This is a genomic window from Caballeronia sp. (genome assembly GCF_049581465.1).
GTDB lineage: Bacteria > Pseudomonadota > Gammaproteobacteria > Burkholderiales > Burkholderiaceae > Caballeronia.
The window spans coordinates 1-3773 of the sequence record NZ_JBAUSA010000364.1 but is presented as its reverse complement, the minus strand read 5'-3'; the positions used below and the strand labels follow the sequence as shown (position 1 = coordinate 3773).

General features: G+C 60.7%; 5 protein-coding genes. 3 read left to right on the top strand and 2 right to left on the bottom strand.

Features of this window, described 5'->3' with window-relative positions; genetic code table 11:
* On the top strand, window positions 1-750 hold a 750-nt coding region (locus WCA53_RS09095), incomplete at its 5' end, for a LysR substrate-binding domain-containing protein (protein ID WP_423908212.1).
* 1 nt (window position 751) lies between these two features.
* On the opposite strand, the gene WCA53_RS09090 is transcribed toward WCA53_RS09095, so the two are convergent.
* The gene (locus WCA53_RS09090; RefSeq protein ID WP_423908210.1) at window positions 752-952 is read right to left on the bottom strand and encodes a copper chaperone; all 201 of its coding nucleotides are present in this window, start codon (window positions 950-952) and stop codon (window positions 752-754) included.
* Between the two features lie 494 nt (window positions 953-1446).
* Window positions 1447-1890: a hypothetical protein gene (locus WCA53_RS09085; protein ID WP_423908208.1), complete on the bottom strand. Its 444-nt coding sequence runs from the start codon at window positions 1888-1890 to the stop codon at window positions 1447-1449.
* 49 nt (window positions 1891-1939) lie between these two features.
* Between WCA53_RS09085 and WCA53_RS09080 the strand changes: the two genes are divergently transcribed.
* Complete coding sequence (locus WCA53_RS09080; protein WP_423908206.1) at window positions 1940-2377, top strand: MarR family winged helix-turn-helix transcriptional regulator; 438 nt, start codon at window positions 1940-1942, stop codon at window positions 2375-2377.
* Window positions 2378-2464: 87 nt separating this feature from the next.
* A partial coding sequence (locus tag WCA53_RS09075) for a DHA2 family efflux MFS transporter permease subunit (protein ID WP_423908203.1) occupies window positions 2465-3773 on the top strand: 1309 nt, incomplete at its 3' end.

Here is a 3773-nt window from a genome sequence, read left to right as displayed (position 1 = left end):
CTATTTGTGAGAAGCACGCGGGCCGTCACGCTGACGGAAGCGGGTACCGATTACCTCACCCGCGTTGAAGCGATTCTCTCCGCGCTAGATGAAGCAGACCACGCTGCGCGAGGGACCGCGGAGCTGCGAGGCCATCTACGCGTTGCCCTGTCGACCAGTTTCGGGGTCCGCGAGGTTATCCCGCGGATAGGACCGTTTATGAGCGCACATCCCGCGTTGCACGTTGACTTGCGAATGGCCGACGACCGACAGGATCTGATCGTTGAAGGCGTGGATGTGGCGTTCCGCTTTGGACAGTTGAAGGACTCGAATGCCACCTCAACGATGCTTGGGCGTTGCCCCCGGTTGCTAGTCGCCTCTCCGGACTATCTGGCCCACGCGGGATTGCCGGTCGAGCCGGACGATCTGGCCGCTCATACCTTCATCATGGGGCCGTCGGGTGCCGACGTGCGAGGGTGGACCTTTGAGAAGGGTGGACGTCGGATCATGATCCGTGGAGAGGGACGTCTGACTATCTCGCTGAACGAAGGGACCACAGTTGCCGCCGTTGCCGGCCTTGGAATTCTGGCAACGGGGTTATGGGGGTGCCGTGCAGAGCTGTCCGATGGTCGGCTCATCCCCTTGTTGCCGGACTGGGCGGTCGAGCCAATTGAAGTCAACGCCGTTTATCCAGCTGCCCGGGCCGCCCGGCCGGCCGCCCGCGCGCTTGTTGCCTATCTTGCCGACGAACTGAAAGCGATCTCGGTCTAATCTACGCTTCGACAATGAGCACGTCATAGTTTTCGTCGTTGAAAGCGACGTAAAACTCTTCGGGCATCAGCCACGAATCCACACTCACCGTCTTCGTGTCAATGTCGACATTGACCTTCGCGTCGCCGTCGACGCTCTTTACTGCAGCCTCAATCGTCGAAATATCCGCTGAGCGGATTTCATTTTTCACTGAGAATTTCATTTGTCATTTCTCCAATCGATAACGCTTCAATAAACTCGGATCTATCGGGTCATCGTGACCGGCCGGCACCTGGATCGAACCGGCGGCTACAGATGCAAGCTGGTCTGTGCCGCAAAGTCGCGATAACGTCTTCATTTCTTCACCACCTTACGGACGGGTTCTCCGTACCAGGCCTCGTCCATCCAACACGCTCGTGAGATGCTTTTGCTTCTGGAAGAATGATGAGAAAGGACAACTCCATTCTGCCAACGATTGGAACCTCGCGGGGTCTTCAAGGTGGTGATACATGGGCCAAAATTAACCGCATCTGGGCCATGACCGGCGTTCGTCGGTGATTCAGGCGAATGTCGCCGCGTCATGGCAAGCCGCATCCCGGCTCGTCGAACGGCCTTGATTGCGCTCACCTGCGTTGCCCCGACAATGACTTTGTAACGCTTCTGGCGAACTCATCGCCGAGGTCCTCCCTGACGAGGGCCAACGCCACCTGGATACCATCACTGACCGCGCGACGAGTCCAGGTTGCCATCTTTCAAGAAGCATTGCTTGCTCATGAGGCGTACTAAGGGATACTCGGCGCAGAGACGTGGCGCGTCGCGCCAATGCCTGGTCAATGAGTGGTGGTCGGCAAGGCCGGCGCGCGCGATTAGAAAAGCGCCGTTGGACACCGACGCGGGATAACGCAGCGCGAAGGCGTTGACGCAGGGCGCAACATAGCGAAGGCCAAACAGGAGCGGTGCGGAAATGGTCACCGTACCTACGGGGTTGGTTGCGTTGATCAGCTGCAATGTTGGCTTCCGCATCCGTGATGGCGTCCCTAAATTGGCTAACTCGATACCCGTGCGTTGAACGCAGCGAATTTGCCGGGCTCCGACCAGTTGAGGCGTTGCCAGCCCTGCGCGATCGCGGCCACCATCCGATGTTTTAAAAAATTGTTGCATATATCTGATATGTCAGATATATTTCGCATCAGAAACGGAGATATCCGCTATGCGCGACGATCACGAAGACAGTTTTTTGCCGGTCCAGCGCATTCTCTTTGCGCTGAGCAAAGCCCGCCACCTGCTCATGGCGGAACTGGAGGTGGCGCTCTCGGGCACAAGCGTCACCCGTTCGCAGGCCAGCGTGCTCCTGCTCCTGTCGCAGGACATGGCGCACTCGTCGGTGAGCTTGTCCAAGCTGCTGGAGCGCGATCCGGCATCCGCCACACGCGTAGTCGACCGGCTGGAAAGGCAGGGTCTCGTGCGCCGGGCTCGCAACTGCCCGGACCGGCGGGTGGTCAACCTGACGCTGACCGAAGCGGGGCGCAACGCAGCTACGCGGATCGCGGAAATTGTGCCGGCGATGTTGAACCGGCGCTTATCGGGTTTTACCCCGCTGGAATTCGCGACCTTATCCCGTCTCCTCGGCAAGTTGCTGGGTGACTGAGCATTTTTTTGACCAAATATCTGACCTATCAGATATCCGGCCACGGCTTGATTACAGCCGGCCATCAAGCCTCTTAAAGGACGCAACATGACCCCGCCAAATACCGCGAGCGCTCCTGCGCCATTGACTGGCTGGCAGTTTGCACTGGGCGCGTTCGCCGTGTCCCTCGCCACCTTCATGAACGTGCTGGACTCCTCGATCGCCAATGTCGCGATCCCGACGCTGTCCGGCGACCTGGGCGTGTCGGTGGATGAAGGCACATGGGTCATCACGCTGTTCGCCGCGGCAAACGCGGTGGCAATTCCGCTGACCGGCTGGCTGACACAGCGGGTCGGCCAGGTGAAGCTGTTCGTGACCGCGATCCTGCTGTTCGTGGTGGCGTCTGCGGTGTGCGGCCTCGCGCCGAACTTGCCCTTGCTGCTCGTGGCCCGTATCGTCCAGGGCGCCGTGGCGGGGCCGCTGGTGCCGTTGTCCCAAGCACTCCTGCTCGCGACGTTTCCGAAGAATAAAAGCTCGAGCGCGCTGTCGCTGTGGGCGATGACCGCAACGGTCGGGCCGATTGCCGGGCCGGCTCTCGGCGGCTGGATCACCGACAACTACAACTGGTCGTGGATCTTCTACATCAACGTGCCCGTCGGCCTCTTCGCCGCCGCGGTGATCTGGGCGCTCTACCGCAAGCGCGAAACGCCGTCGCGCAAGCTGCCGGTCGACAAGATGGGGCTCCTCTCGCTGATCGTCTGGGTGGGCGCGCTGCAGGTCATGCTCGACAAGGGCAAGGACCTCGACTGGTTCAATTCGCCAGTGATCTGGGCCCTCACGATCGTCGCGCTGGTCGCGTTCCTGTTCTTCGTGATCTGGGAGCTGACCGCGGCTAAGCCGATTGTCGACCTGCGTCTTTTCAAGGGGCGCAACTTCCTGGGCGGCACCGTCGCGATATCGATTGCATACGCGGTCTTCTTCGCCAACCTCGTGATCCTGCCCACGTGGATTCAGGAGTATCTGGGCTACCGGGCCGTCGATGCCGGGCTCGTGACAGCGCCGCTCGGCATCTTCGCCGTGCTCCTTGCGCCGGTAATGGGCAAGCTCATGCCGAAGTCCGACGTGCGGGTGCTCGCGACGCTCGCCTTCCTCGGCTTTGCGGGCGTGTTCATGATGCGCTCGTGGTACACGACGGACATCGACGCCTACACGCTCGTCCTGCCGACGCTGCTGCAGGGCATTCCGATGGCGCTGTTCTTCACGCCGCTCACGGCCATCATTCTGTCGGGCTTGCCGCCGGAGAAGATCCCGGCTGCCGCGGGTCTGTCGAACTTCGCACGGATCTTCGCCGGCGCGGCGGGCACGTCGCTCCTGAGCACCATCTGGAACGACCGGACAATCCAGCACCATTCGCAAC